The sequence below is a fragment of the Coriobacteriia bacterium genome, assembly GCA_041658765.1.
Classification (GTDB): Bacteria; Actinomycetota; Coriobacteriia; order Anaerosomatales; family JBAZZO01; genus JBAZZO01.
In genome coordinates this window covers 47,209-67,721 of record JBAZZO010000008.1, presented here as the reverse complement: position 1 = coordinate 67,721, position 20,513 = coordinate 47,209, and the positions used below count along the sequence as shown (strand labels likewise).

Here is a 20,513-nt window from a genome sequence, read left to right as displayed (position 1 = left end):
CACCCGTGCCCGACACCATGCGCGCCGGCGTCTACTACAACAACTCCGACGTCCGTGTCGAGGAGATGCCGGTACCCGCGATCGGGCCGGGCGAGGTCCTGATGCGGACACGCGCGAGCGGCATCTGCGGATCCGACGTGCTCGAGTGGTACCGTGTCCCGAAGGCGCCGATCGTGCTGGGGCACGAGGTCTCGGGCGACATCGTGGCGGTGGGTGATGGTGTCGAGGGCGTGGAGCCGGGAGACAGGGTCGTCGTCTCGCATCACGTGCCGTGCAACTCATGCCGCATGTGTCTGGCAGGGTTCCACACGGCTTGCCACACGCTGCATGCCACGAACTTCGATCCGGGCGGGTTCGCCGAATACGTGCGCGTGCCTGCTCTGCAGGTCGACCGCGGCGTGTTCGTGCTGCCCGGATCCGTCAGCTACGAGGCGGCCACGTTCGTCGAGCCCCTCGCGTGCGTCGTGCGGGCGCAGACCCGTGCCGGCGTCAGGCCGGGCTCGACGGTCCTCGTCGTCGGCAGCGGCATCTCCGGGCTGCTGCATATCCGTCTCGCACTCGCCCTGGGCGCGGGACGCGTCTTCGCCACGGATGTGAGTCCGTATCGGCTCGGCTGGGCGCGTGGGAGCGGAGCGGCCGGAGTCTTCGATGCCGTCGAAGCGGGCGATGACCTTCCTCGGCTCGTGCGCGAGGCCAATGACGGGCGACTGGCCGACCTCGTGATCCTGTGCACCGGTGCGCCTTCGGCGATAGACCAAGGCATCGCGTGCCTTGAGAACGGGGGGGTGTTCATCATCTTCGCCGTACCGTCGCCAGGGCAGGATCACCCCGTGCCTCTCAATGAGCTCTGGCGTCGCGAGGTCACCATCCGTACTGCGTACGGTGCGGCGCCGGCCGACCTCGCGATGGCCCTCGACCTGATCGCGACTCGCCGTGTCGCAGTGGAGGACATGATCACGCATCGCCTGCCGCTCGACAGGATCCAGGAAGGCTTCGGCTTGGTAGCGAGCGCCGGGGAGTCCGTCAAGGTGGTCATCGAACCGTAGCGAGCGCGGACGGGGTGCTCGCACGCGCTATGCGGGTGTGGCGGATTTCACCCGCACCAAGGGATCTCCTGCGAGGCCCCGCCGGGGCCGCGGTCTTCGTGGGCCGCCAGGTTTGACGCTCCCGCCGCGCGAACGCACACTATCCGTTGGGAGAACCCGCGGGGTCTAGGGGGGATCATGGAGCGGTTCCGAGAGTTCGTGATGCGTCACTTCGAGATCATCCTCGTCGTGGTCCTCGTCGCCGCGACCGCGTTCGCGGTACTCGTGGCGGCGAACAAGGTGGCGTTCCTCAACTTCTTCTACGTTCCGACGCTGATAGCCGCCTACTTCCTCGGGCGCAATCGCGGCGTGGCGGTCTCGATGCTGGCGGTGCTCATGGTCTCGTTGTACGAGATCATCGACCCGAACGTCTTCAGGGACACCCTTGTCGAGATCCCGTACCTGAACGTCGTCCTGTGGGGCGCGTTCCTCATCCTCACCTCCTATCTCGTGGGCACCCTGTATGACCTGAAGGAGACGAACGTCCGAGACCTCAGGCAGGCCTACGAGGGCATCCTCGAGATACTCGCGAAGTACATCGACGCGGTCGACCGGTACACGAAGGAGCACTCGGTGCGCGTGGCGGGACTCGCGACCCGCGTCGCGGAGCGACTCCAGCTGCCGGACCACGAGGTCGAGAACGTACGCGTCGCCGGCCTGCTGCACGACGTCGGCAAGATCGAGATCAGTCTCGACGTGCTCCAGAAGGCATCGAAGCTCGACGACGAGGAGTGGGAGCACATCAAGACGCACCCCGACAAGGGGACCCACATGCTGCGCCCGGTCGGGGGTCTGCTGCGCGACGTCATCCCTCTCATCCTGTGCCACCACGAGAACTTCGACGGGTCCGGCTACCACGGCATGGGAGGCGACCGCATCCCGCTCGGCGCGCGCGTCCTGTGCGTGGCGGACGCGTACGATTCGATGATCTCCGACCGCCCGTACCGGTCGGGGCGCACGCCGCGCGAGGCGCTGCAGGAGATCGAACGGTGCTGCGGCACTCAGTTCGATCCCCAGGTGGTCACCGCGTTCCTTGCGGTCATCGAGCCCGAGATGGAGTTCGTGTAGGATCCCAGCCTGCGTCGCGCCGCCTCGGTCTGGGCCGCGCACTCGGCGAAGCCGCCTTCGACGAGGCTCGCGATCTGGGGTACGCCGAGATCCGGCTCACCACGCTGCCCGATGCGATGCCCGCCGCTCTCGCGATGTACGAGGGGATGGGTTTCGCACGCACGGAGCCGTTTACCGACCACAGCCATGTGGTACCGGCGGTGCGCATGCTCTACCTGCGGCTTCCCCTCTAGCGCCGACGGGAACATACCGGGACGGGTGATGACCATGTCGATCGACGGTCGTGCTCTGCGACCGGAACCCAAGCCAGACGCGTACGAGAGCAGCGGCATCAAGATCGCCGCCGTGCTCTTAGTGGCCGTGCCCGCCCTGTTCCTCCTGTGGCTCGTGTACTGGATCGGTTCGTGGACCGGAGGAGTGTGGGGCGGCATCGGGGGCGTCGCGAGCACTGCGGTGACCGTGTGGGTCCTGTGGATGTTCCGTCGGAGACGTCGTCGATGAGGGCGGACCGGTAGAAGGCGCTCGTGGAGGACCGAAAGGCGCTACTGCTCGAGGGCCGACGTCAGCGCGGCGCGACGAGGAAGTGCCAGGTGATGTCGTCGTAATAGGGGTCGTTGGGGTTGCCCGTGAGGTTGCGCTGGATGGGGCCGAAGATCAGGGGCAGGTAGTACCACGTGCCCGTCTTGCGGTCGCGCGCGAGGTCGAGAGCGGTGTTCACCTTGCCGCCCTGCGGCGTCCGCAGGGCGAAGAAGACCCGGTAGACGACGTAGGGCAGCGCCTTGGAATCGTAGACGTAGGCATAGGACCCGGTGTCGAACTCCCACGAGGATGCGGTCGCCCAGTTGGCTATCTTCGCCGGGTCGGTCGCTTTGGCGGAGAACATCCACTGCGAAAGCCTGGAGAAGTACGCATCCCCCTCGTAGTCTTCACCGATAAGCTTCGCGGTCTTGGCATCCGGCGGGAGCAATCCGATCAGCCCCAGGACGTCGCCGGCACGGTACAGGCTCGCGACCCGGTCGATGAAAGCCTTGCTCAGGTGGGCGTCTACTCGCGTCTTCGGCACCTTGGGGAGCGGGTACGGCGTCGCCGGGATCGAAGGCGGGCCAGGGGGTGCGATGACATCGGGGTGACCGACCGCCGTGGTCTCGTAGACGACGAGTGGAGCTGCCGGGTACGGGACGGTCGAGGCGGTCCTCAAGCGGCAGCCGGAGATGACCGCGGCAGACATCAAGAGCAGGAAGATCAGGAGGGCGGTTCGACGCATGCTGGACCTCCACGGAAGGGTGTCGAGGACATTCTAGCGTGAGGCGTGCAGGTCCGCTCCCCTTTTCGTGCCCGGACGCACGCGACCCCGCGCGGGAGCACGGGGTCGCGGGGAGAGGAGAGCGGTGGTCTAGCGCCAGGTGACCATCTTCACCCGGTAGCCGCGGCCCGCACAATCGGGGCAGCGACGGACCTTGCTTGGGCCGCCCGGGACTCGGACGACTACGCTCTTGTTCCCTCCACACGTCGGGCAGGTCTGCTTCGTAACCATTTCTGGCCCCCTTCCGGAGACTTAACTTTCATTAACTTCATCGGCAAGGGGTGTGCCGGAGTTGAGCCGAGACCCTCATCATGTGACGAAAGTCACCATTGGCCGACGAACGGCGATCCGGGCGTGCGTACGCCGCCGGTCGCGCGACGTCTCATCGAGGCGTCCGAGACCGCCGATATAAGGGGTACACGGAGGGCACCCGCGCGGTGCCAGCGCCGGTATCGCCGCGGCTCGCGGGCGCTCGACCAAGTGCAGGGAGTCGCGGGAGGGCCTGCGGGCGAACGAGCCCGCGGGCCCCCTTCATCTCCTCGGGTCTTCGCCTCGGAGCAGTTCCTGCGCTTCGGCGGCGAGCCGACGGGCGATCCCGGCCACGTCTTCGTACTCGGCGCGGATCACGTCGCGTCCGTCGATGCGCGCGACCTTCACGCGCGCGGTACCGAGGGACGTCTCCATCTCCCGGACCTCGCGGGGCGCGACGAGCCGTTCCGTGGCGCGCATCCGGACGCCGAGCGAACCGGTGAGCCTGAGGAGGAGGCCGGCCATCCGGTCGGCGTCGGGTGGCGTGGCGAGCGCCGTGAGCAGCACCGCCGCGCGTCCCTTCTTCATGACCACGGGCGTCTGCCAGACGTCGAGCGCGCCGGCTTCGAGCAACTCCTCGGCGGCGAACGCGACGTGCTCGGGGGAGAGATGGTCGAGGTTCGCGGAGAGTTCGACGACGGTCTCGCGGGAGAGTCCGTCGGGGACGGACGAAGCCGGTTCTCCGATCACGACTCGCGTGACGTTGGCGGCCGGCAGGTCGCGCGAGCCGGCACCGTAGCCGACCGCCGTGACGGTCATGGCCGGCATGGGCCCGAACCGCGAGGCGAAGGCGCGAAGGAGCGCCGCGCCGGTCGGCGTGGTGAGCTCGCCGGGCAGGTCTGAGCCGTAGGAGGGGACGTCCCGCAGCAGCTCGGCGACGGCGGGCGGGGGCACGGGCAGAGCGCCATGGCGTGTCTGGACGGTCCCCGAGCCGAGCGCGGGTGGCGCGGCGACGAGATCGGTCACGTCCAGTGCGTGGAGACCCGCCGAGACACCTACGATGTCGACGATGGAATCGAGGGCGCCCACCTCGTGGAAGCGCACGTTCTCGACCTTGACGCCGTGAACGCGCGCCTCGGCCTCCGCGAGCAGGCGGAACGCCTCGATCGCGCCATCGCGCACGGGTGCGGAAAGGCCGGATGCTCCGACGAGGGAACGGATCTCGCGCCACGAGCGGTCGGGCTCCTCGCCGCACGGCTCGACCACCACGCTCGTCGCCGCGATGCCCCGTCGGGACGTGCGAGCGACGGTGAGGTCGAAGTCGCCGAGGCCGAGCGCGTCGAGAGCGGCCGCCAGCGCGTCGGGTTCGAAGCCGGCGTCGACCAGCGCGCCGAGGAGCTTGTCTCCAGAGACGCCGGTGACGCCGTCGACGAACGCGATCACCGGTCGCGCTCCCGATTGATGCGGCTGGCCAGCGCGGCCGCGCCGAAACCGTTGTCGATGTTGACCACCCCGACGCCCGACGCGCAGGAGTTCAGCATCGCCAGCAGCGCCGCGAGCCCGCCGAGGCTCGCCCCGTACCCTACCGATGTGGGCACGGCGACGACGGGTACCGCCACGAGTCCCGCCACCAGTGAGGGCAGGGCGCCCTCCATGCCGGCGACCGCGACGAGGACGCGCGCGTCGCGCAGGACGTCCTGGTGAGAGAGGAGCCGATGGATGCCTGCCACGCCGACGTCGTAGAGGCGCGTCACGCGGTTCCCCATGACCTCGGCGCAGACTGCGGCCTCCTCGGCGACGGCATGGTCGGCGGTGCCCCCCGAGGCGACGACGATGTGTCCTTCGCGCGGCGGATCCGCGCGGCGATCGACGAGCAGGATGCGCGGCTCCTCGAAGTAGCGCGCTTCGGGGATGGTCTGCGCGACCGCCTGGAAGTGCGCGGCGGACGCTCGGGTGCCAAGGACGACGTCTCCACGGTCGAGGAGCTCGCGAGCGATCGCACGCACCTGTGACGGCGACTTGCCCTCGCAGAAGATGACCTCGGGGAAGCCGCAGCGCAGCTCGCGGTGGTGGTCGACCTTGGCGTCGCCGAGGTCGCAGAAGGGGAGCCGAGCGAGTTCGTCCGCGGCCGCCTCGACGCCCGTCGTGCCGTCGGCGACCCCCGCGAGCAGCTCCCGCAACCGCTTCTCGTCCATGCGACCTCCCGTCAAGCGTCCCGTCCGGAGCGCCGGCGGGACGCGGTATACTGCCCGTACGTCCGTCCGGTGCCACTCTAGCACCGGCGCAGGAGGAACGGTGTCCGCATGCCAGACGCTGCAGAGCATACTCACGCCGAGCCGCCGCCCGTCGCTGCCGGCAGGGTCTCCCCGGCGCTGACGGTGAGCGAGCGCGCCTACTTCGTCGGGCGTGTCGCCATCGTGGTGACGCTCGTGTCGATGTTCGTCCCCGGCATCATCGACTTCCCCGGCTGGCTCGAAGGGCAGCTGTTCGCGGGCGGTCTTGGGCTCTTCGCGATCACCACCGCCGTCGGGCTCTGCGTGGTCTTCGCGTCCTCGATGCGGCTCGCCAGCGTGATGATGGTCGTCCTTCCGTTCGACCTGGTGACGCTTGGCGTGCTGACGTGGGCGACGTACGAGCACGGCGACCCAATGTACCCTGTGGTGCTCGCCCTCCCGCTCGTCTATGCCTGGGTGCTGCGCACCCGTTCGGCGTGGACCATCTCCGGCGTAGTGGCCGTCACCTACCTCTTTGCGCTCCTGCTGGCGCATGCGGCAGGAAGCACCCTCGACGACGTGCTCTTCGTGGCGCTCAAGGGAGTGTCGATCCTCGCTTTCGGACTCGTCGTCGCGGTGGGCGTCGAGCGGCAGGACCTGCGCCGGCGCGAACTGGAGGAGAGCAGCCGCCACATCGCCGGGCTCAACGAGCGGCTCAACCGTCGCCTCGCCGAGCTGCACGCCGTCTCCGAGATCACCGAGGTCATCCACTCCACGCTCGACTTCGAGAGCGTCGGTCCGCTCGTTCTCGACATCCTCCAGAAGGTCATCGACATGCCGGCGTGCGCGCTGTTCGTCATCGACAAGCAGAAGGGGCTGACCCTGTTCAGTGCGAGCCAGGGCGTGCAGACGGCCGAGGTGCCGGCGTCCGGTCTCGGCGTCGAGCCCTATCTCGACCTCGCCGCGATGGAAGCGGAGTCGTCCGGTGGCCACTTCTCGTGCGCGTCGTTGCTCGAGCACAACCAGATGATGGTCGTCTTCTGCGCCGAGTCCGAGCGTATCGACGGCATGACCGACGAGGACCGCCTCGTCCTCCAGGCCGTCGCGAGCGAACTCGCCGTGGCGGTCGAGAACTCGCAGCTGTACAAGCTCACGAAGCGGCTCTCCATCACGGACGAACTGACGGGACTCTACAACTACCGTTTCCTGCAGCAGCGTCTCGACCAGGAGGTCGAGCGGACCCGCCGCTACGGGAAAGACCTGTCGTTCCTCATGATCGACGTCGACGACTTCAAGGCCTACAACGACACGTTCGGTCATGTCGCGGGGGACAAGGCGCTCGAGGAGCTCGGCGAGGTGCTGCGTACGAGCGTGCGCGAGGTCGACATCGTCGCGCGTTACGGCGGCGAGGAGTTCTCGGTGCTGCTGCCGGAGACCGACGCCTCAGGCGCCTTCGTCGTTGCGGAGAAGGTCCGCGAGGCGGTCGAGCAGCATGGCTTCGTCGATGTGGACGGCGCGCGCACCGTGCGGCTCACGATCAGCGTCGGTCTCGCCTCGTATCCCGTCCACGGCGAGGACCGCGAGTCGCTGCTGCGGGAGGCCGACGAGGCGCTCTACCAGGCGAAGACGACCGGCAAGGACCGGGTGCGCTCGCCGCGTGTGGCCGCTGCCGTCTCCCACGACGACGAGGAGGAGACGACGTGAGGTACGCCTTCCTGGGACCGTCCGGCACGTTCAGCGAGGAGGCCCTCTTCTCGATGGACCTGCCCGAAGTCGAACCGGTCGAGTGCGCCAACATCCCCGACGTCTTCGTCACGGTCGAGGGAGGCTCCGCCGAGGCGGGCATCGTGCCGATCGAGAACTCCATCGAGGGCAGCGTGAACGCCACCCTCGACGCGCTCGCCTTCGACTCCGACCTGCACATCCAGCAGGAGGTCGTGCTCGACGTCCATCACGCGCTCATCGCTGGGCCCGCGACGGGCATCCGCGATGTGAAGGCGGTCGTGAGCCATCCGCAGGCGACGGCGCAGTGCCGCCGGTGGCTCGCCGACCATCTGCCGGGTCGTGCGATAGAAGCGGCGAACTCCACCGCCGAGGCGGTGCTCAGGGCGGTCGAGGAGCCCGGCTTGGGGGCGATCGGCACCGAACTCGCGGCGAAGCTGCACGGCGGAGCGGTGCTCAAGCGCGACATCGAGGACTACCGCGGGAACCAGACGCGGTTCGTCGTCGTGGGACGCGGCATCCGGCCGCGCACGGGTCGCGACAAGACGTCGCTCGCGCTGTTCCTGCGCCAGGACAAGCCCGGGGCGCTGCTGATGATCCTCTCCGAGTTCGCTTACGGGCAGATCAACCTCACGAAGATCCAGTCGAGACCGACGAAGAAGGGGTTGGGCGAGTACATGTTCTTCGTCGACCTCGAGGGACATCTCGAGGACGAGCGCGTCGCGCTCGCGCTCGAGTGCCTGCGCCTGAAGCTGCGCGAGGTCAAGGTGCTCGGAAGCTACCCGAAAGCGGGACGGTGACGCCGACGCCGGCCAGCCGCGCGGCGGCGGCGAGGTTCGTGTCCAGCGTGACGAGTTCCGCGTCGTAGAGGCTCGCGAGCACTAGGTAGAGGCAATCGTAGACCGGCTGCCCCATGGCGATGGCGAGTTCCACGGCTTCGGCGATGTGATCTCGGCAAGGCACGGTCTCGACATCGAGGTCTCCGAGCCACTCCATCGCGATCGACGCCTGTTCCGCGGTGATGTCGCCGCGCATCCGGCGCTTCCACACGGCGTTCCCGTACTCGGCGAAGAAGATGTCGGGGACGAGGCGCTCGCGCGTCTCGTCGATCAGGGTCATGCATGCTTCGCTTGCGGCCTCAGGCACGTTGACGGCGACCGCGACGCTCGCGTCGAGCACCCTCCGCGCGCTCACCGATCGCGGTCCTCGCGGATGAGATCGACCGAGGACGGGGGCGTCATCCCGCGATGCTCCCAGTCGGCGGCGATCTCGCTACGAAGCGCCCGCGTCTTCTCGGACCATTCCTCCCGCGTGAGGCGTGGCCGGACCGAGTGTTCGAGGATCCGTCTTACCTCGGCGTTCACGGACCGCCCGTGTAGGGAGGCCCGTGACTTCAGGCGCGCATACGCGTCCGCATCGATCCCTCTGATCAGTATGTCCGGCACGACGATCCTCCGGTTCTTTGATAGCGAAACGCTAGCACTCGTCATCCTACCCCCGTTCTCTCGTGGCGACAACGCCCGGATGGTAGCGCGGCGGTCGAACCGAGGTCTTACCGGGGGCTGAACATCCTCGTCCCGACGCTCCGCTATACTCGTCCTAGCGCCTCGACGCGCGAATGAGTCCGCCCTTGCCTGGGAGGTCCACATGCTCGACGCACGCTTCGTCCGCGAGAACATCGACGCCGTGAGGCAGGCGATGGCCGACCGCGGGTCCTCGTGGGACTTCGACGGGTTCTCCGCGCACGACGAGGAGCGTCGCGAGCTCATCGGGAAGGTCGAGGCGCGGCAGGCGAGGCGCAACGAGGCGTCGAAACAGGTCGGCGAGCTCATGAAGCAGGGCCGTCGCGACGACGCCGACGCGCTCAAGGACGAGGTCCGCGCGATAAACGACGAGCTCACTTCTCTGGAGGCGCTTCTGGCGCAGGTCGAGGCGGACGTGCGCGACCTGCTGATGACGATCCCGAACATCGCGCACGAGAGCGTGCCGGTCGGCGCCGACGAGACCGCCAACGTCGAGGTGCGCCGCTGGGGCACGCCGCGAGAGTTCGATTTCGAGCCGAAGGCGCACTGGGACCTCGGCCCCGAACTCGGCATCATCGACTTCGAGCGCGCGGTGAAGCTCGCGAAGAGCCGCTTCGTGCTCATGGGCGGGCTCGGAGCCCGGCTCGAGCGCGCCGTGATCAACTTCATGCTCGACACGCACACGGCCCGTGGCTACAAGGAGTGGTGGCCGCCGGTGCTCGCAAACGCCGAGACGCTGACCGGTACGGGGCAGCTCCCGAAGTTCGAGGAGGACCTCTTCAAGACGTCCGGCGAGGGCACGCCGCTGTACCTCGTGCCGACCGCCGAGGTCGTGCTCACGAACATCCACCGCGACGAGGTCCTCGAGGCCGCCGACCTGCCGCTGCACTACACCGCGTACACGCCGTGCTTTCGCGAGGAGGCGGGCAGCGCCGGGCGCGACACGCGCGGAATGATCCGCGTCCACCAGTTCGACAAGGTGGAGCTGGTGAAGTTCGCGAAGCCCGAGGAGTCGATGGATGAGCTCGAGGGCATGGTGACCGACGCGTGCAACATCCTCGAGCTGCTCGAGCTGCCGTACCGCGTGATCACGCTGTGCACCGGCGACATGGGCTTCGGAGCGGCGAAGACGTACGACATCGAGGTCTGGCTGCCGTCGTACGGCGCATACAAGGAGATCTCGAGCTGCTCGAACTGTTGGGACTTCCAGGCGCGCCGCGCGTCGATCAAGTACCGCGACCCCGGCGTGTTCAAGGGCTCGCGCCTCGTGCACACACTCAACGGCAGCGGACTCGCCGTCGGGCGCACCGTCGCTGCTATCCTCGAGAACCTCCAGCAGGCCGACGGCTCCGTCGTCGTGCCCGAGGTGCTGCGCGGCTACATGGGAACGGACGCGATCCGCAAGTGACCCGTGTGTCGTACGGGCCGGGAGGCGACGCCGTCGAGCACCTGATCGCGAACGACGAGCGTCTCGCCGGTCTGATCGAGCAGATCGGCGTCACATCGTTCGAACTGCGCGAAGACAGGTTCGCCGCCTTGGCGCGGGCGATCGTCGGCCAGCAGCTGTCGGTGAAGGCGGCGCGAACGATATGGTCGCGCGTCGAAGCGGCGGTCGGCACGGTCACCGCCGGCGGAGTCGCCGCCGCCGATCGGGACGCTCTCAGGTCCGCGGGCCTTTCGGCCGCCAAGCTCACGTACGTCACCGACCTGGCGACTCGCGTGGCAGACGGGTCTGTCGACCTCGACGCGCTCGATGACCTGAGCGATGAGGAGGCGATAGGCCGCCTCACGACGATCAAGGGCGTCGGCCGGTGGACATCGGAGATGTTCCTGATCTTCTCGCTCGGACGGCCGGATGTCTTCGCTCTCGATGACGCGGGGCTGCGTCGCAGCATCGGCCTGCTCTACGGCCCGCGCGTGCTCGACGACGCGCAGGCGCTGGCGGTGATCACCGACCGCTGGCGACCGTACCGGTCGGTCGCGTCGCTCTACCTGTGGGACGCGCTGGACTGAGGGCTGGTGCTGGGAGAGGGGTAGGGGGAGCGGGCGTCGGGGTGACATTCCGATAGTGGGAATTAGTCATCCTCTTGGCTGCTGAGGACCTGAGTAAGCAGGAACGTCTTCATGTTTTCGAATGCGCCGGTCACAAACGCCTTGTAGTCTTTGCGGACGGACTCTGACGTCCCTGCAGATCTACCACCGCGTGGTGAAATTCTTACCATGCTTACCACGCGGTGGTAGATCTGCACACCGCCTCACACGTCGCTCAGCCACACCGCGCGCTCGCCGATAATCTCGCATGCGCGCTGCCACAGCGCATCGTCGGCGGTGACCAGGTCGCAGCCTTCGGCGATGGCGAGCGCGACGTACTCCCAGTCGTAGGCGGGGTGCTCCAGGCGGGCTCCGATGTGCAGCGCCGCGACCTGCAGGGCCGGGTCGTCCACGAAGCGCACGCCGCTGTCCGCCAGCGCCTCCATGCGCACGCTCGCCTCTTCGATCGTCATGCGGCCGCAGCGGACCTGCATCCAGAGGCCGTTGCCGACTTCCGAGCGCGCGAGGACGGGCGCGAGCAGATCGTCCTGGGACGCGAGCAGGGCGCGCGCCTGCGCCGAGAGCGGCTCGTCCGCGAGCCAGTGCAGCAGCACGCTCGCGTCTAGTACCCGAGCCACGGCTTGTGACCGGCGTCGCGGTCGTGACGGATGGCGGCTGTCGCGTCGAACGCCTCTCGGCCGCGCGTCTCGTCCAGGAACCGGTCGACCTGCTCGAGGAACGCCGCCCGCTTTTCGCGAGCGAGCGAGCGCCGAAGGGTGGTCTGGATCTCCGCCTGGAGAGAGCGGCCGTGCTCCTTCGCGCGGCGGCGCATCTGCTCCATGAGCTCCGGGTCCATGTTGCGAAGCAGGAAGTTCGGTATCGTGCCCACCTCGGTCTTGGTGACTGACGATACCGACATGATATCACTCCTTAGAACGACCGCCCAGAGCAGCGATGAGTCGGCTCGCCATGGCGACAGCTCGCTTCGCGTCGGATGCGGAGACGCTGCCCACTACCTCGTAGACCGCGCGATGCCGGCGACGGCGCAGCCCGTCGAGCCTGCGGATCATATCTTCGAGGTCGGGGCGGGTCGATCGGATGAAGCGGATCACCGTCCGGTGATGGTCGGTCCCGCGCGGCCGGAATCCCTGGGCGAACATCGATGCTGTGCACGCTTGGAGCATGGCGTTGTACGCGACGATCAGTGCCCAGTCCAGGTCGGTCGACAACAGGCCCTCGGCAAGCTCGGCGTCTCTGGTCGCTACTTGGAAGCGTGCGCGGATCTCTTCCGGGTCAGCGCGGACCGGTCGTATCAGCCCCGCTTGAAGGAGATCCTGGAATCCCATCCGTACCGCCGATCAGGAAGATCTTCGCCCCCTCGAGTGCGCGTCGCGTAAAGCCGTCGGCCGACGTCAGGCGCTGCTCGAGTTCGGAACGAGTGAACACCACGACGTTGACCGGACGCTTAACGATCTCTTCCGCGGCCTCGACGGCCTCGTAGACAGGGTCGGTCGCTCCGTCGGTCACGACCATGAGGTCGACGTCGCTGTCGGCGTCGTCCGTCCCTTCGGCCACCGAGCCGAAGATGAGCGCCGCCTCGATGCCGGTGGCATCGTGGCTTCGCAACTCATCGCTGATGACGGCGCCGATCCCGGTGGTCTTGAGCACGAGCAGCCGGAGCTCCGGGTAGATCGGGTGGTCCTCCGCCACGGCGAACCAGACGTTGCTGCCCTCGGGCTGGCGACGGAGGATGCCCAGCGCGGTGAGGTTGGCGAGCTCGAGCTGGGCCCCACGCAGCGGCACGCCGGCTTCTCGAGCGGCTTCGCGCAGGTAGAAGCGACGGTGCGCGTGTGTCATGAACAACGTCAGAAGCCGCGCTCTGGTCTTGGATCCCAGGAGTCTGTTCAGCATGGATGAAGTATAGCATTTAGATACACACGTATGCACGAAGCATACGCTGCTCTAGCCGCCCGCTCTCCTACTTGCGCAGGTCGGCGAGGTGCATCGGGTAGCGTCCGCCGCTTCCGGCCTCGAGCGTGGCGTACGGCGGTACGCGGTAGACGCGCAGCGCGTCTCCGAGGAAGTCCGAGAACACCAGCGTGCGGCCGTCGTCCGAGACGTCGAGTCCGGTGCACTGATCGCCGCCGACGACCGCGTCGAGCGGTCGGCCGCTCCTCGTGTCGAAGATCAGCACCGATCCCCACTCCGGGCCAGGCAGGTAGTACGAGCGCGGGTTGTTCGCTCCCCGGCACGAGACGAAGAGCATCATCCCGTCGGGTGAGAGGTCGATGGTGTTCGGTTTGTGGTCGGTCGTGACGAAGCGTCGGGTACCGCCGGTCTCCAGGTCGTGGACCCACACGCAGTCGCGGGCCATGTCCGACGCGTATAGGACTCCGCGCTGCTCGTCGGCGACGAGGTGGCGCAGCGCTCCGCCGCTCCGGAAGACGACGGAGCTTCGCCCGGTCGCGAGGTCGATGCGCGCGAGATCGCCCCTGTCGAAGCCGGCCACGTAGAGCGACTTCCCGTCCCTCGTCGGCCACAACCCTCGCGGCGTGCGCACCGTGGGGATGCGCCGTCGCACCTCTCCGGTGATCAGGTCGATCTCCGAGACGTCGTTGCCGACCCAGTTGGCGGCGAAGAGCGTGCTCCCGTCCGGCGACAGCGCGACGACCTTCGTCCACGAGCTGTGGGTGGGAAGCGAGCGGAGCACGCGGTGCGTGCGGGTGTCGATCTCGAAGACGCGGGCCGTCTCCATCTGGCTCGCGTACGCGCGCTTCCCGTTGCGCGAGAACGTCACTTCCACCGCGCCGTTCTTGCCGAGGTCGATCGCTGCGACGCGGCGACCGGAGCGCAGGTCCCACACTTCTACCGAGGGCGGTCCGCCCAGCAGCGTCGTCCATGCCTCGCGTCCGTCGGGCGTGAGTGCGATCGCCTTGGGCGCCGGGCCGCAGCGCAGCACCCCGGCGCACGAGACGATCTGACCCTTGGGGTCGAGCCAAGCGTCGATGGTCGCGGAAGCGTCGAGGAAGAGCCGGCGCACGACGGGGTCCCGGCCCGTCGCGGTCACCGTGACGGTGACTGGCCCGGCGGCGACGGCGCCTCGCCAGGGCGCCCGCCCGCGCATCGAATGCCCGCCCGCGCGCACCTCGACCGTCGCGCCCTTGGGGTGAGCGCTGACGCTGAGCGCGAACGGCTTCGGACGCAGTACGCACGCAAGGCGCATCAAGCGTCCGCGCGAGAGATGCACGTCGCGCTCGAAGGTGCGGAAGCCCTTGCGCTCGACGACGACGTGGTAGGGGCCGGGCTCGAGCGTAGAGGTCGAGAACCGTCCGCGCGCCGTCGACGGCGGTTCTGCCGAGCCGAGAGGGGTGAGGGTGATCGCGGCGTCGGCCGGATCGGCGGTCACGAGCGCGACGGCCGGGCGCGTCATCGCCCACGTGACCCACGCGCCCGCGGCGAGGAATGCGAGCACGCCGAGCGCGCTCGCGGCTACGATGCGGCCCACCGGCGCGCGGCGGCTCGCGGCCGGGCGGCTGGCGGGTGAATGGCGCTCGCGGCGCCGGTACTCGTAGTCTCCCATCGCCTCTGAGATGCGCCTCCCTCTAGCCCGGCTCGCGCATGCGTCCGCTGGCACGGAAGTACATCATCCGAGCGATACCGCGAGCGGTGCGCCCGGGCGTGAGCGCCGAGTAGACCTTGCCGGTGACGCGGCCCGGCTCCTGCGACGCGACGCGCACGAAGGCCCGGCCGACCTCGGGCAGGGGCACGCCGAACGCGTCGAGCGCGAACTCGACGTTGCCGGCGCTGGCCGCCAGACGCGGGCTCACGCGCATGTCGCGGTAGAAGTCGGTACGCACCATGCCGGGCACGAACGCGTGGACCGACATGCGTCGGCCGCGGTTCTCGGCCGCGACGCTGCGGGTGATGCTCGCGACCGCGGCTTTCGTGGCGGCGTATGCGGCGGTGTGAGGGGTCGCCTCGCCGCCCCAGCCTCGTCCGGCCATGTTCACCAGGATGCCTCCATGCTCCGCGAAGTACGGCGCCATCAAACGGCAACCGAGCAGCGTGCCGGTGACGTTGATGTCGACGATCTCACGCACCTCTTCCGGTGAGAGGTCGTCGAGATGCCGGTAGCCGGCCGAGACGCCGGCGTTGTTGAGCCACACGTCGACGCGGCCGAACGCGGCGAGGGCCGTCTCGAGCAGGCGCGCGAGGTCGGTATCGGAGCGCACGTCCGCGACGGCGCCGGCGGCGCGCAGGTGCCTCGAGTGCAGTTCGGCGACGAGGTCCTCGACCGCTTCGGGGTCCGTGAGCTCGCGACCACATTGGCGCCCGCCTCGGCGCACGCCTCGACGATCGCCCGTCCGATGCCGCGCGAGGAGCCGGTGACGACGACGGTCTTGCCGACGAGCGGTCCGGAGGGCTTCGCGGGCATCTAGAGCCCTCTCTTCGCGAGTTCTCGCGCGGCGAGGTCGACGGCTTCCTCGGGGGTGCTCGCGTTCGAGAGCAGTCCCGCGCTCTCGAACCGGGCGAAGGCGACGCCGAGGGGGAAGTCGAGCGCGACGACCGGGACGTCCGCGCGCAGCGCCAGCGCGATCTCGGAGAGCGTGCCCGCGCCTCCCGGCAGGGCGATGACGACGTCGCTCGTGAGGACGTTGACGACGTTGCGCGCCTCTCCCATGCCCGTGCGCACGGCGATGTCGAGATGCGTCGAAGCCTCGTCCGCGTCGGCGTCGGGGAGCACACCGACGACGAGGCCACCGGAGTCGTGGGCGCCTTTCGCGGAGGCGTCCATCACCCCGGCGGCGCGTCCGCCGTTGACGAGGACCCAGCCGCGGCCGGCGACGAGCCGACCGACCTCGTAGGCCCGCGTGTAGCCCGCCGGGTCGAGCGGTTCGCCCGAGCCCATCACGCCGACGACCGTGCGCATGCCACCACCCCCGTGCCGGAGCGTAGCCGAACGGGGGTGGTGGGCGCTACCCGGGGCTACTTCAGCTCGAAGACGACCGTAACCTGAGCGACGGTCTCCATGCTGCCCGGCTCGACCGGAGGCGCGGCCGCGCCGCGCGACCGCGCGGAGGCCATGAAACGCTGATCGTAGATCGGCCCCGGCGACTGCACGCCGGCCTCCGAGACGCTCACGATGCGGCCGACGCTCTTACCGGCGGCCTTGGCCATCGTCCCGGCGCGCTTGCGCGCGTCGTCGACCGCGGCGGACAGCGCCTTGTCGTTGGCGGGATTGTCGTCGGAGACCATGAACGACGGCCCGCCGATCTCCGTGGCGCCAGCCTTCGTGGCCGCTTCGATGACCGCGCCCAGCTTCGCGAAGTCGCGCGCGACGGCGCGCACCGAGATCGACGAGGAGTAGCCGGTGACGTGGTTGCTGTTGTCGCGCTGAGGGAAGAGCGTGATGCCCGCGGTCTGGATGTCGTCCTTCGCGATGCCAGCCGAAAGCAGTGCGTCGGTGATGGCCCGGGCGGTCGTCGAGGCGCGGTCTAGCGCGCGCTTGGCGTCGGAGTCGGTGATGCTGACGCCGAAGGTCATCTCCGCCTTGTCGGGCGCGGTGAGCGCCTTGCCGTTACCCTGCGCGGTGACGGTGTCGATCGGGGCGCCGCCGCCAGGCGACGTCACCACCTTCGTCTGGCAGCCGGCCAGACCGAGCGCCGCCACGGCCAGGAGCGCCGCGAGCAGCGCGGGGAGATACCGCTTCATGCCGCGCCTCCTCTCGCCGGAGCCCGCGTGTGCGGGCCCACATCGGGATGGTTCCCATCGGCGGCCCGGAAGCGACCGCCACCCCTTCGGACGCCGTGCCGCCGTGGGCGGTTCGCGGTCGTCGGCGAGGTATATACTCCGAACAGGGGGTGGGGACCATGGGAGAGACCTTCAAGCCCGGCTCTCGCGTCGAGCTCGCCGGCGACGCCTGTCTGATCACGGCGGGCACGTTCGGCCTGTTCACGGGGCTCAGTCTCGCGATCTTCTCCCTCGGGGGGCTGACGCCTCTCGGGACCGCTCCGAAGACTCCCTTGGAGATGTTCCTCATGGCTGCCGTCGCCATCCTCAGCCTCGCTGGGACGGTCGTCGGGCCCGCGCTGACGTGGGTGCTCCACGGTCGTCGCATCGACCGGACCGTCGTACTGTCCGCGCTCGGGGGACACTTCGTCGGCGGCAACGCGATCTGGATCGCGGCCATGCTCTTGGTGGCCGTCACCAGCCTTGCCGCGAAGCCGTTCACGAGTTGGGAGTTCGCGGGACCGGTCGCGGCAGCGGCGATCGTGGCGGTGGCGGTGCTCGCTTTCGTGGTGTGGCTCGACATCGCCGCCGTCCGCGACCTCTCGCCCTCGCGCCGCGAACACGTGCGTCTCGACGTGGCGCGTCTCGCTTCGACGGTCATCATCGTGGTGTTCGCGGTGGTCGTGGTGCTCGCGATGCGGAGCAACCCCGAGAACGAGGCGGGCGCCTTCATCCTGGCGGCCGGTGTCTTCGCGGGCGCGGGTATGGCGGTCACCGATTGGATCGTGAAGTACCTCGAGCGCCGGAAGGCCGCTGGGGGATAGTACGGCCTCAGCATTTGCTACAATCGCTGCACCATGTCGCCGGGCACCGCTCAGAGAAGCATTTCGGAGCCGCAAGCATGAAGAAGCAGCCGCGCGGTGTCTCCATCATCATCCTCACTCACAACAACCTGAGGTACACGCAGGAGTGCCTCGAGGCGCTCGACGAGACGACCTCGGGTCATCAGATCGTGATAGTCGACAACGCCTCCACCGACGGCACCCCGGAGTTCCTCCAGAAGCTCGCCGAGGAGAAGCCGCACGTCCGCGCGCTCTTCAACACCCGGAACGCCGGTTTCGCGGCAGGTTGCAACCAAGGGGTCGCCGCCTCGAAGTACGGCACGATCTGCCTGCTCAACAACGACACGGTCCCGATGGAAGGCTGGCTCGATGCCATGCTGGAGGTGCTCTCCGGCGACGTGGGGATCGTGGGCAGCAAGCTGATGCTGCCCGACACGACGCTCCAGCACTGCGGCATCGAGTTCCAGTACAACAAGGAGCCCGTGCCGCACTTCTGGCCATACCATCGCTACCTGAAGGAACCGGAGGACCTTCCCGAGGCGAACGTCCTCGAGGAGGTGCCGGGTGTCACCGCGGCCTGCCTGCTCACCACGAAGAAGGTGTGGGACCGCGTCGACGGCATGGACGAAGGCTACTTCGTCGCGAACTTCGAGGACGTTGACTTCAACCTCGCGGTGCGCGACAAGGGGTTCCGGGTGATGTACCAGCCTGCGTCCCGGCTGACGCACTACTGGGGCACGACGGTCAACTCGAAGGGCGACGCCCCGGACTCGCCGGGGCGATACTTCGAGCAGAACTTCGCAAGGCTCTATCAGAAGTGGTTCGACAAGCTGCGCACGGGGCTGCATACCGTCCCCGGACGGACCTCGGCCCCGCCGCCGGTCACCCGCACGACCGACGGAGGGCTGCACGTCCTCTTCACACTGCTCAACTTCCGGTTCCTCACCGGTTCGGAGCTGTACGTGTACGAGCTGTGCAGGGAGCTTCGCGAGCGAGGCCATCGGGTGACGGTGATATCACAGACCGGCGGTGTGGTCGACGCACGAGCGCGGCAGCTGGGCGTGGAGGTCTACGACGTGCAGAGCGCGCCGTACCGGTCGTTGCGCCCCGATATCCTGCATGTCAGCCAGTTCCAGCCCGCCGAGATCGCGCTCAAGATGTTCCCGAGCGTTCCCGCCGTGGCCACGGTGCACTCGCAGTACGACATAGAGACACCGCTGGTGGACGATCGCATTGAGAGGTACATCTGCATACGGCCCGAGATCATGGAGCACATCGTCTCGGATCATCAGATCGCTCCGGAGCGGTGTGCAGTCGTATACAACCCGATCGACTTCACGCGGTTCCGCCCGGTCGAGATGGAGCCACATGCGCGCCGGCGGACCGTCTTCGTCGGCACGATCGACCCGCTCAGACAGAACACGATCCTCAATCTGGTCGAGCGGTCGACCGCCGAGGACTTCGACCTTCGGATCGTCGGCCAGCGACACGCCGACTACCTCGACAACGTCGATCTGCCGCACGTCACGGTCGAAGCGCCGGTCTGGGACATCGAGCGCTACATCTATGACGCCACCGAGACCGCCGGCGTGCTCCTCGGTCGCACGACCATCGAGGGGTGGGCGTGTGGCAAGCCTGGGTGGATCTACGAGGTCGACGAGGCCGGGGAGATCCTCGGCTACGAACTGCACCAGCCGCCCAAGGACATGAGCAGGTTCGATTCGCGGCTCGTCGCGGACACGATGGAGCGAATCTACAGGGAAGCGATCTCGGCGAAGGGCTGAGAGCCGAAAACCTCATCGGAACCGGGAGGACACATGCGCCTGTCCGACGAGCAGATGGCAATGGCTTTGATGCAGCTGCGCTCGGAGCTGACGACCGGCAGGTACACCGCGTTCTGTCTGCAGCAGGGGTTCCTTCCGGTCCCGATCCACTTCTACCACCCGATACCCGACGTGGGGGACCTGGTCGAGCGCGATGTGTGGGCTACGTGCAGCGAGCTGCCCGGCGTGGACTTCCGCGCCGATGATCAGAAGGATCTCCTGCTCTCGCTCGGCGCGCAGTTCGGCGACGAGTGCGCGTGGCCGGCCACCGTCGACGCCGAGTCGAACGGGTTCTTCACCGACAACGGTTCCTTCAGTTTCGGCTGCGCTGGCTCGACGCACATGATGGTGCGGCACCATAGGCCGCGCCACGTCATCGAGATCGGCTCGGGCATGTCCTCCCGCGTCATCGCCAAGGCGCTTGAGTTGAATGGCGCGGGAGAGCACACGATCGTCGATCCCTACCCGGTGGAAGCGGCGGTCACGCGAGGGGTCGGCGAGCGGACCACGCTCGTCAAGGAGCGCGTCGAGCTCCTGGAGCCGTCGTTCTTCGACAAGCTCGGTAGCGGCGACATCCTCTTCATCGATTCGGGACACGTGGTGCGTATCGGTGGGGACGTGAACTTCCTCTTCTTGGAGGTCATTCCGCGTCTGCAGCCCGGCGTGGTGGTGCACGTCCACGACATCCCCATGCCCGACGAGTATCCGCGAAGCTACGCCACGAGCTCCACCCCGATGTTCTGGACCGAACAGTACCTGCTCAAGGCGTTCTTGGCCTTCAACAGCGAGTTCGAGGTGCTGCTCGCAATGGCGTTCCTCCAGTCCCGCCACCTCGACGTCTTCAGGCGCGCATTCCCGCACTACGACCCCGCCGCCGACAAGCTCGGGAGCGGCAGCTTCTGGATGCGGCGGCGGACGTAGACT

23 protein-coding genes are annotated in these 20,513 nt (G+C 68.2%); 10 read left to right on the top strand and 13 right to left on the bottom strand.

The genetic code is table 11. The annotated features are described in order from the left end of the window. The first annotated feature begins 5 nt into the window (after window positions 1–5). From WC971_06385 to WC971_06375, 3 genes are all read left to right on the top strand, one after another. Window positions 6–1,046 carry an alcohol dehydrogenase catalytic domain-containing protein gene (locus tag WC971_06385; protein ID MFA5844440.1) on the top strand — a complete coding sequence of 347 codons (1,041 nt, stop codon included), beginning with the start codon at window positions 6–8 and terminating at the stop codon, window positions 1,044–1,046. A 177-nt stretch (window positions 1,047–1,223) separates the two neighbouring features. Next, a complete protein-coding gene (locus tag WC971_06380) occupies window positions 1,224–2,153 on the top strand; it encodes an HD-GYP domain-containing protein (protein ID MFA5844439.1) in 930 nt (309 codons plus the stop codon). A 261-nt stretch (window positions 2,154–2,414) separates the two neighbouring features. Continuing rightward, window positions 2,415–2,654 (top strand): hypothetical protein, encoded by a 240-nt coding sequence (locus tag WC971_06375; GenBank protein MFA5844438.1) that lies wholly within the window; start codon window positions 2,415–2,417, stop codon window positions 2,652–2,654. 61 nt (window positions 2,655–2,715) lie between these two features. Here the strand turns inward: WC971_06375 and WC971_06370 are convergent, their stop codons facing one another. The 3 genes from WC971_06370 to larB form a co-directional block, all read right to left on the bottom strand. After that, complete coding sequence (locus tag WC971_06370) at window positions 2,716–3,417, bottom strand: hypothetical protein (protein ID MFA5844437.1); 702 nt, start codon at window positions 3,415–3,417, stop codon at window positions 2,716–2,718. A 570-nt stretch (window positions 3,418–3,987) separates the two neighbouring features. Next, window positions 3,988–5,148 carry a nickel pincer cofactor biosynthesis protein LarC gene (gene larC, locus WC971_06365; GenBank protein MFA5844436.1) on the bottom strand — a complete coding sequence of 387 codons (1,161 nt, stop codon included), beginning with the start codon at window positions 5,146–5,148 and terminating at the stop codon, window positions 3,988–3,990. Next, window positions 5,145–5,900, bottom strand: a complete 756-nt coding sequence (larB, locus tag WC971_06360; protein ID MFA5844435.1) for a nickel pincer cofactor biosynthesis protein LarB — start codon at window positions 5,898–5,900, stop codon at window positions 5,145–5,147. Before larB ends, larC begins: the two co-directional genes overlap by 4 nt. Before the next feature lie 108 nt (window positions 5,901–6,008). On the opposite strand from larB, the gene WC971_06355 reads away from it, so the two are divergent. Together WC971_06355 and pheA are read left to right on the top strand one after the other, a co-directional pair. Further along, window positions 6,009–7,622 (top strand): GGDEF domain-containing protein, encoded by a 1,614-nt coding sequence (locus tag WC971_06355; GenBank protein MFA5844434.1) that lies wholly within the window; start codon window positions 6,009–6,011, stop codon window positions 7,620–7,622. Further along, window positions 7,619–8,440: a prephenate dehydratase gene (pheA, locus tag WC971_06350; GenBank protein ID MFA5844433.1), complete on the top strand. Its 822-nt coding sequence runs from the start codon at window positions 7,619–7,621 to the stop codon at window positions 8,438–8,440. Before WC971_06355 ends, pheA begins: the two co-directional genes overlap by 4 nt. Here pheA and WC971_06345 read toward each other — a convergent pair. Further along, on the bottom strand, window positions 8,403–8,834 hold the full coding sequence (locus WC971_06345; protein MFA5844432.1) for a type II toxin-antitoxin system VapC family toxin: 432 nt from the start codon (window positions 8,832–8,834) through the stop codon (window positions 8,403–8,405). The genes pheA and WC971_06345 overlap by 38 nt on opposite strands. Next, complete coding sequence (locus WC971_06340) at window positions 8,831–9,085, bottom strand: hypothetical protein (GenBank protein ID MFA5844431.1); 255 nt, start codon at window positions 9,083–9,085, stop codon at window positions 8,831–8,833. The genes WC971_06345 and WC971_06340 overlap by 4 nt, the downstream gene beginning before the upstream one ends. Before the next feature lie 202 nt (window positions 9,086–9,287). On the opposite strand from WC971_06340, the gene serS reads away from it, so the two are divergent. After that, window positions 9,288–10,571 (top strand): serine--tRNA ligase, encoded by a 1,284-nt coding sequence (gene serS, locus WC971_06335; protein MFA5844430.1) that lies wholly within the window; start codon window positions 9,288–9,290, stop codon window positions 10,569–10,571. Then, complete coding sequence (locus WC971_06330; protein ID MFA5844429.1) at window positions 10,568–11,176, top strand: DNA-3-methyladenine glycosylase 2 family protein; 609 nt, start codon at window positions 10,568–10,570, stop codon at window positions 11,174–11,176. The genes serS and WC971_06330 overlap by 4 nt, the downstream gene beginning before the upstream one ends. A gap of 242 nt (window positions 11,177–11,418) precedes the next feature. Here WC971_06330 and WC971_06325 read toward each other — a convergent pair whose 3' ends face one another. The 8 genes from WC971_06325 to WC971_06290 form a co-directional block, all read right to left on the bottom strand. After that, the gene (locus tag WC971_06325) at window positions 11,419–11,808 is read right to left on the bottom strand and encodes a type II toxin-antitoxin system VapC family toxin (GenBank protein ID MFA5844428.1); all 390 of its coding nucleotides are present in this window, start codon (window positions 11,806–11,808) and stop codon (window positions 11,419–11,421) included. Window positions 11,809–11,816: 8 nt separating this feature from the next. Continuing rightward, window positions 11,817–12,113: an Arc family DNA-binding protein gene (locus WC971_06320; GenBank protein MFA5844427.1), complete on the bottom strand. Its 297-nt coding sequence runs from the start codon at window positions 12,111–12,113 to the stop codon at window positions 11,817–11,819. A 4-nt stretch (window positions 12,114–12,117) separates the two neighbouring features. Continuing rightward, window positions 12,118–12,540, bottom strand: coding sequence for a HEPN domain-containing protein (locus WC971_06315; protein ID MFA5844426.1), 423 nt, complete (start codon window positions 12,538–12,540; stop codon window positions 12,118–12,120). Then, window positions 12,488–13,105, bottom strand: coding sequence for a nucleotidyltransferase domain-containing protein (locus tag WC971_06310; GenBank protein MFA5844425.1), 618 nt, complete (start codon window positions 13,103–13,105; stop codon window positions 12,488–12,490). The genes WC971_06315 and WC971_06310 overlap by 53 nt, the downstream gene beginning before the upstream one ends. Before the next feature lie 67 nt (window positions 13,106–13,172). Then, complete coding sequence (locus WC971_06305) at window positions 13,173–14,828, bottom strand: hypothetical protein (protein MFA5844424.1); 1,656 nt, start codon at window positions 14,826–14,828, stop codon at window positions 13,173–13,175. Then, window positions 14,797–15,540: an SDR family oxidoreductase gene (locus WC971_06300; GenBank protein ID MFA5844423.1), complete on the bottom strand. Its 744-nt coding sequence runs from the start codon at window positions 15,538–15,540 to the stop codon at window positions 14,797–14,799. The genes WC971_06305 and WC971_06300 overlap by 32 nt, the downstream gene beginning before the upstream one ends. Window positions 15,541–15,629: 89 nt before the next feature. Then, window positions 15,630–16,124, bottom strand: a complete 495-nt coding sequence (locus WC971_06295) for a TIGR00725 family protein (protein ID MFA5844422.1) — start codon at window positions 16,122–16,124, stop codon at window positions 15,630–15,632. A gap of 56 nt (window positions 16,125–16,180) precedes the next feature. Next, the gene (locus WC971_06290) at window positions 16,181–16,906 is read right to left on the bottom strand and encodes an SIMPL domain-containing protein (protein ID MFA5844421.1); all 726 of its coding nucleotides are present in this window, start codon (window positions 16,904–16,906) and stop codon (window positions 16,181–16,183) included. 158 nt (window positions 16,907–17,064) lie between these two features. Between WC971_06290 and WC971_06285 the strand changes: the two genes are divergently transcribed. The 3 genes from WC971_06285 to WC971_06275 all read left to right on the top strand — a co-directional run bounded on the left by WC971_06285 (window position 17,065) and on the right by WC971_06275 (window position 20,510). Next, window positions 17,065–17,748 carry a hypothetical protein gene (locus WC971_06285; GenBank protein ID MFA5844420.1) on the top strand — a complete coding sequence of 228 codons (684 nt, stop codon included), beginning with the start codon at window positions 17,065–17,067 and terminating at the stop codon, window positions 17,746–17,748. A 77-nt stretch (window positions 17,749–17,825) separates the two neighbouring features. Next, entirely contained in the window at window positions 17,826–19,550 is a 1,725-nt protein-coding gene (locus WC971_06280; protein MFA5844419.1) for a glycosyltransferase, read from the top strand. A gap of 33 nt (window positions 19,551–19,583) precedes the next feature. Next, entirely contained in the window at window positions 19,584–20,510 is a 927-nt protein-coding gene (locus WC971_06275; protein ID MFA5844418.1) for a class I SAM-dependent methyltransferase, read from the top strand. The last annotated feature ends 3 nt before the right edge of the window (window positions 20,511–20,513 follow it).

What these genes read in the sequence shown, in the direction of transcription:
- WC971_06380 (MFA5844439.1), top strand. Translation starts at nt 1,224, where the DNA reads ATGGAGCGGTTCCGAGAGTTCGTGATGCGTCACTTCGAGATCATCCTC.
- WC971_06375 (MFA5844438.1), top strand. Translation starts at nt 2,415, where the DNA reads ATGACCATGTCGATCGACGGTCGTGCTCTGCGACCGGAACCCAAGCCA.
- WC971_06370 (MFA5844437.1), bottom strand. Translation starts at nt 3,417, where the DNA reads ATGCGTCGAACCGCCCTCCTGATCTTCCTGCTCTTGATGTCTGCCGCG.
- larB (MFA5844435.1), bottom strand. Translation starts at nt 5,900, where the DNA reads ATGGACGAGAAGCGGTTGCGGGAGCTGCTCGCGGGGGTCGCCGACGGC.
- WC971_06355 (MFA5844434.1), top strand. Translation starts at nt 6,009, where the DNA reads ATGCCAGACGCTGCAGAGCATACTCACGCCGAGCCGCCGCCCGTCGCT.
- serS (MFA5844430.1), top strand. Translation starts at nt 9,288, where the DNA reads ATGCTCGACGCACGCTTCGTCCGCGAGAACATCGACGCCGTGAGGCAG.
- WC971_06320 (MFA5844427.1), bottom strand. Translation starts at nt 12,113, where the DNA reads ATGTCGGTATCGTCAGTCACCAAGACCGAGGTGGGCACGATACCGAAC.
- WC971_06315 (MFA5844426.1), bottom strand. Translation starts at nt 12,540, where the DNA reads ATGGGATTCCAGGATCTCCTTCAAGCGGGGCTGATACGACCGGTCCGC.
- WC971_06310 (MFA5844425.1), bottom strand. Translation starts at nt 13,105, where the DNA reads ATGCTGAACAGACTCCTGGGATCCAAGACCAGAGCGCGGCTTCTGACG.
- WC971_06295 (MFA5844422.1), bottom strand. Translation starts at nt 16,124, where the DNA reads ATGCGCACGGTCGTCGGCGTGATGGGCTCGGGCGAACCGCTCGACCCG.
- WC971_06290 (MFA5844421.1), bottom strand. Translation starts at nt 16,906, where the DNA reads ATGAAGCGGTATCTCCCCGCGCTGCTCGCGGCGCTCCTGGCCGTGGCG.
- WC971_06285 (MFA5844420.1), top strand. Translation starts at nt 17,065, where the DNA reads ATGGGAGAGACCTTCAAGCCCGGCTCTCGCGTCGAGCTCGCCGGCGAC.
- WC971_06280 (MFA5844419.1), top strand. Translation starts at nt 17,826, where the DNA reads ATGAAGAAGCAGCCGCGCGGTGTCTCCATCATCATCCTCACTCACAAC.
- WC971_06275 (MFA5844418.1), top strand. Translation starts at nt 19,584, where the DNA reads ATGCGCCTGTCCGACGAGCAGATGGCAATGGCTTTGATGCAGCTGCGC.